Here is a 5902-nt window from a genome sequence, read left to right on the forward strand (position 1 = left end):
GGGGGGGCATTAGCAATACTGACTCGATTTTAATGAAATTTGCCTCTTTTTGGGGTACAAAATTGTCTAATGGTGAGGCCACGGGCTCTGTCCTTTTGACTTAGCTTAGACGCTGCATTTTTTAGGTAAAAAGTAATCTCTTTATTGAATTTAAAAATAAAATTTTGAAACATATTGAATATATATTCAATTTTATTAAGCATATAAAGCCGTCCTTCCTGGATGGTTAATTCAATCTCCTACATGTCCTTTTAGGCATTTGAGTGGACCATTCTTCCTCCCTTTGTCTCCCTGGGTAGCCTAATTAAATTCAAAATAGGAGAGTAGGGATCCTATTTATTTTTTATTAAGTTTTTTCTAAGGATCATAGATTTCACCCATATTCGCGCGTAAATATACTCTAATGGTTTGCATGAATTATGGGTAAATTAACTCAACGCTTTGCCGCTGATTAAACCTAAAATAGCAGCGAACCCCATTTTCCAGGTGGTTGAGCAGGTTTCTATAAGGGATTTAGTCTCTTGAGGATTTGGCGTATAAAAATACCTTCAAAATTTGAGAACTTGCTTTTTGATTCCAGGAGTATAAAAAAAGAAAAACAAATGAAATTTAGGGGAACATTAAAGCCGATACGATCCGGATTACAAACAGGCTCCCATGTCCGGCAGCCGTCCCTCTATAATCCGGCAAATCGTGTCCAATCCCTTGTCCAGATCTTCCAGGGTCGCCGGACCGGAAAGCGAGAGCCGTACTGCTGCCGGGACAGGTTCGTGGCCCACACTGAATCGTTCTGAGCCAAAGAGGTTCACACCGGCTTCCCGGGCCCGCAATTCCAGGGCCGCACCACTCCAGGGTTTCGGCAGATGAAGCCAAATAAAAAATCCGGTTTCATGGCCTTGATAAACATATCCCGATAGCCGTTCTGCCGCAGCAGCGTAACGGCGTTTCGACTCCTTACACTTGGCCTCAACAGTGGCGTCGGCCGTGCCGTCCATGATCCAGGAACAGGCGAGTTCTGTGGTGATGGGAGAAGCCATCCACACTGTGCTTAACACAGCCTCGGACAAGCCGGCCCGAAGCGGCCCCGGGGCGGACAAGAATGCCACCCGTAATCCCGCACCAAAGGCCTTGGATACATTTGCGATAAAAATTCCCTGCTCCGGGACCCGGGCCGATACCGGTGCCGTCGGATGTAGCGGATGCATCAGGGCATAGGGATCATCTTCTATTAAAAAAAGCCTGTAACGTTGGATCACGGCTGCGATCTCGTCCCGGCGTTCCGGTGGCATAAACACGGTAGTGGGATTGTTCATTCCGGGCATTAGATAGACCCCGGAGATCTCTTCCCTGCGGCAGGCGGCATCCAGATCAGCCGGGGACATCCCTTGGCCGTCCCCGTGAACAGGGACCAGGCGGATACCCAGGATAGCCGCCAGAGACTTGATACCCGGATAGGTCAAGGTATCCACGGCAATACGCTGCCCCGGGTGAAACAATGCAGTCAGACAGCAGGTCAGGGCGTGCTGTCCCCCGGCCGTGATCACTATGCCGGCAGGATCAATATCCAGGCCGTAGCGTTTCATCCATGCGGCGCCAGCAGCCCTATGTCCGGGTAATCCCGGCGGAGCCGCATATTGAAGAAGCCGGGTGATGTCCCGCTGTGAAGACAGGCTGCGCAACCCGTCCGCGATATCCGGGTCCAAAGCGTAAAGCGGGGTCACAATGCCCATCTCCACCATTCCGGCTGTATGGGGTTCCGGTGCCGTCAGAGAAGCGCCACCGCCATCGGATGCCACAAAGGTTCCGCACCCCACCCTTGCGTGGATCATCCCCCGGCGTTCTGCCTCGGCATAACCGCGGGTCACGGTACTGACGTTAATATTCAGCAAATCTGCCAGGTCTCTGTGGGTGGGAAGACGCCCACCCGGCTCCAGAATCCCTGTTTGTATATCCTTTTCAATGGCATCTGCCAGGGCCTGATAAAGGGGGTGTTCGTTTTTTTGAATTGAAGGAACCCAATTTGTCATGCAGACAATACTATCATTGACTCTAAGTATTTGTCAATGATATGGATACAATCACAAAAATTAAGCATACAATCCCCTCTTATTGTATGCATACAATATTACAAAAAGGAGATTACCGTTATGTATTTCAGCCCTTCACTTGCCAGCCCTGTCACCCATACCCACATGCAAACGCCCCGCCATGTGGCCGGTATTTCAGGCATGTGCGCCGCGTGCACGGCCGATTGCACCGGCCCCTGTGAAATCGGACTTTCAGCCATAAGGGGTGCCGAGGCGATTCTTCCGTTCGCCGCTGATAAAAACCAGTTCGCCTCGGAAAAAGAATATCCCCTGGATTTTTCACATTTCAATATCAACGGGCGGGTATTCGGCGCCAGGGGGACATCTCCTGATCCGGATAAGGCCAGCTTCCCTTTTGCCGACATTTCATCCGTTTTCGGCACGACCCATGCGGTAGCGATCAATGGGCCATTTATCCTGCCTGCCATGGCCAAGCTGGCCTGGAAGGAATACTATGCCGGTGCCGCACTTTTCGGTATTCCCGTAGTGATCGGGGAGGATGTCATTGCCAAAGACCCCGGTCTTGTCACCCATAATCGCCGTGTTACGGACTCACCGTTGATTACCGAGATGGTATCCGCTTTCAGGCAGTATCAACTGGGGTGTGGAGATATCGTTCTCCAGGCGAATGCGGATGACGAATACCATGGGGTACTCGAATACGCCATTGACCGGCTCAACATTAAATCTGTAGAACTGAAATTCGGTCAGGCTGCTAAGGGGATTCAGGGCATGAGCCAGGTACCGGATCTGAAGGATGCTCTCCGTTTAAAGAAGCTCGGCTATCTAATCGTTCCTGATCCAACTGATCCGGTAGTTGCCGAAGCTTATGCCAAAGGCATTGGCCCGGTGTTCGAAAAAATCGGCAGACTGCCCATGTGGACGCCTGAGATGCTTTTAAGCCGCGTGGCCGATCTGAGACGCCTCGGTGCCGAGCGGATCTGTTTCAAAATGGGCCCCTTTGATCCGAGGGATGTCGCAACTGTCCTCCAGGTCGCATCCGAGGCGGGTATTGATCTTGTTACCTTTGACGGCGCAGGCGGCGGAACCGGTCACAGCCCGGTAAAAATGATGAACGAATGGGGGATACCTACCGTGACGCTTGAGATGACGGTTTACCACATTTTGGAAAATCTGAAAAAAGCAGGAAAACAACTCCCGCCCGTTGCCATGGCCGGCGGTTTCACCACCGAAGACCAGGTCTACAAGGGGTTGGCCCTTGGTGCCCCATACATAGGCATGATCGCCATCGGTCGGGCAGCTATGGCATCCGCATCGGTGGGCCGGCAAATCGGGGAGGCATTGAAAAACGGCACCCTGCCCAAAGAGATCGCCCGGTTCGGTTCGACCGTTGATGAAGTATTTGCCGATCTGCGCCTCCTGAAAGCCACATATGGTACCGATGTATCGAAAATTCCGACCGGTGCCATCGGTCTTTATTCATTCCTGAATCGGGTTTCCGTAGGGTTAAAACAACTTATGGCCCTTAACCGGAAATTCGCACTCCACTATATCGACAGGGAAGACATCGTCCCTCTGACCGATATTGCGGCAGAAGAAACAGGCCTGGCCACGTATAAGGAACGCACCCAATCGATCTTGTCCGTGTAACGGCAGCAGATCGTGCCATGGGCGTAATGGAGTCATCACGTAATGGGTGACCCCAAAACCCGGAAGGAACTTTACATGGATTTTTCAAGTAAGGCAAATAAGGATATACTTAATATAGCCGAACCAATAATGACCAATATAATTGAAGGCTCAAATGAAAACGATTATGAAAAATTTTCCAAAGAATTCTCAAGCATTATGCTTAAGGCTATCCCGAAAGAAGAGTTTGAGCGCCAAATGGCTGAGAGTAGTGAAAAAAGTGAGGATATTAAAAATGAAAGAGAGTTTCTTTCTTGTATCTTTAGAGACTCTGGGGTAACAGTTCTTTGGAAAGCATCTTATGAAAACAAAAAAGGGGAAGTCCTTGCCCAACTAACCCTTGATGAGGAAGATGGAAAAATAAAAGTGTTTGGTGCCTTCATAGGATAGAGAAATAAGCTAATCGGGATAGGACTCCCCTTCACAGAGGAGCCCTCCCAGAAAAGTAGCTCAAATGGACTTCCCCTTCAGGCTCTCTCAGAACCGGACGTAAACCTCTCAACTCGTCCGGCCCCCATCGTTCAGCTCTTTTTTTGTACTGGTACACCGGCAAATATATCTGGGAACAGGCAAAAAAAACTGATCGTCATTGTCCTTACCCTGAACACCATTAATATCAGCGCCCAACCAGTTTCTTCCATGAAGGGATTTGAAAAACGCAGTCATCTGCCTCCTGTTCCATTCGAAGAAAGAGGGGTGCAGGCAGGGTAAGCGTCAGGATATCATCCCGAAAACACCTGCGCATGACCTCCCGGCCATCAATGCCCATCATACCCAGTACGGCCCTGGGTGTCGCTGATTCGGCCTCGGAATAGGCAAACGCGGATATACTGCAACAATCTGTACCCTGGGGGGCCCGAACAGGATCCGCCCCTTGCATGACCGACCCTGCAAGCGTTACAAGACCTGATAATTCAACCGGATTTACCGGAAAGATTACCGCACGGATATTCTCATTCAACGCGGTGCGGCCCAAAGGTTTAAACAAAACATACCTGCATTGAATATCATAGCGCGGGAATTCATGGAGAATCCACGCCCTGGCTAAGTCCGGACTGCAATGCCTGCGCTCGCCATATTCGTACATGGATCTCCAATTTTTAGGCGCGGCCGCCATTTCTGCTTGATATGCAGCCTTGTTTTCTGCGGATTTCAGGCCTTTGCTAAACAAGGCCGCATGCAGATCTAACTGTTCAGGCGATTCATCGAAACCGGTCCCAAAGCCCAAGGCCGCCCGGCCGCCTGTGCAGATGATACTCTCGCGGCTGCCGCCGGTAATTTTACCGCGTGTACTGGCCTGGGCAAATAAATAGAGGACACAACCGAATTTACCATTTTTGAACTGGAATGCATCGTCAGGAATGGTATCACTCCAAACCACGGCCACCGGCTCGAACTCCGGCCTGAGATTTTCCATAATTGTGCTTTTCATGCTGACCTCCTGTGAAATAACGTTAACCTGCAAAAAAACAGATGGCTGCAAAGGCGCTGATAATGCCCAGCCCCTCTTTCAGGGTGATGGGTTCTTTTAGAACGATCCATCCCAGAGCAAGGGTGATCACCGGTGACAATGCCGTGAACATGGCGACTACAGACACCTTTTGGTACTTAACGGCGAAAAGGAAACCAAGGGCACCGGTAAACCCCACGATTCCGGTAAAAACGGCCAGACAAACGCCCTTGGGATTGATGTCCGGCCTAAAATCCAGACGGGTGAGAATTACACCCCCGACAATAATGGCTCCAAGGAACACACGACACACTACCCACCTCGACGGTTTTCCGCCTAAAGTAACGATAACAAAAAATCTTCATCCATTGGAGGGGAAAGCCCTTGATGTCCTCAGTTGGCTTCACAGAAATGGGATTTTACATTTGACCCTGGTTTTACCTGATGGCACGAGATCCTATATACCTGCTGATTGGACAAATCTGGGCGACATTTGCCCCCAATTCAAAGCAACAGACAACCGGAAACAGACGGATCTAATTGCCTCAAGATCGAACTTACTACAGGTACGGAAGATAGTAGATACCCTCCTCTCAAAAATATATCCTTCAAAGCATAAGTCTGAAACCGCTTTAAAGGAGGGACATAACCATGCAAAAGCAATTGGAACTTTGGCCCGATCAGGAGGAGCAGAAAACTCAAGAAATCTGGAACA

General features: G+C 50.0%; 6 protein-coding genes. 3 read left to right on the top strand and 3 right to left on the bottom strand.

Annotated features, from left to right (window positions below; genetic code table 11):
- Window positions 1–641: 641 nt before the first annotated feature.
- Window positions 642–2027, bottom strand: coding sequence for an aminotransferase-like domain-containing protein (locus B147_RS0104955; protein WP_020586133.1), 1386 nt, complete (start codon window positions 2025–2027; stop codon window positions 642–644).
- Window positions 2028–2147: 120 nt separating this feature from the next.
- Here B147_RS0104955 and B147_RS0104960 point away from each other — a divergent pair, with 120 nt between their 5' ends.
- Entirely contained in the window at window positions 2148–3698 is a 1551-nt protein-coding gene (locus tag B147_RS0104960; protein WP_020586134.1) for a glutamate synthase-related protein, read from the top strand.
- 75 nt (window positions 3699–3773) lie between these two features.
- Window positions 3774–4127 (top strand): hypothetical protein, encoded by a 354-nt coding sequence (locus tag B147_RS0104965; RefSeq protein WP_157237782.1) that lies wholly within the window; start codon window positions 3774–3776, stop codon window positions 4125–4127.
- Between the two features lie 226 nt (window positions 4128–4353).
- On the opposite strand, the gene B147_RS0104975 is transcribed toward B147_RS0104965, so the two are convergent.
- Window positions 4354–5169 (bottom strand): DUF169 domain-containing protein, encoded by an 816-nt coding sequence (locus B147_RS0104975; protein WP_020586137.1) that lies wholly within the window; start codon window positions 5167–5169, stop codon window positions 4354–4356.
- Window positions 5170–5191: 22 nt separating this feature from the next.
- A complete protein-coding gene (locus B147_RS27460; protein ID WP_157237783.1) occupies window positions 5192–5500 on the bottom strand; it encodes a DMT family transporter in 309 nt (102 codons plus the stop codon).
- A 112-nt stretch (window positions 5501–5612) separates the two neighbouring features.
- Between B147_RS27460 and B147_RS32280 the strand changes: the two genes are divergently transcribed.
- The coding region (locus tag B147_RS32280; protein WP_211216910.1) for a hypothetical protein at window positions 5613–5902 on the top strand (290 nt) is incomplete at its 3' end.

Origin of the sequence: Desulfobacter curvatus DSM 3379, from assembly GCF_000373985.1 — a bacterium.
In the GTDB taxonomy this organism is placed as follows: Bacteria; Desulfobacterota; Desulfobacteria; order Desulfobacterales; family Desulfobacteraceae; genus Desulfobacter; species Desulfobacter curvatus.

Excerpts from the sequence above, each read along its gene's own strand:
- B147_RS0104955 (WP_020586133.1), bottom strand. The coding sequence starts at position 2,027 with ATGACAAATTGGGTTCCTTCAATTCAAAAAAACGAACACCCCCTTTAT.
- B147_RS0104965 (WP_157237782.1), top strand. The coding sequence starts at position 3,774 with ATGGATTTTTCAAGTAAGGCAAATAAGGATATACTTAATATAGCCGAA.
- B147_RS0104960 (WP_020586134.1), top strand. The coding sequence starts at position 2,148 with ATGTATTTCAGCCCTTCACTTGCCAGCCCTGTCACCCATACCCACATG.
- B147_RS0104975 (WP_020586137.1), bottom strand. The coding sequence starts at position 5,169 with ATGAAAAGCACAATTATGGAAAATCTCAGGCCGGAGTTCGAGCCGGTG.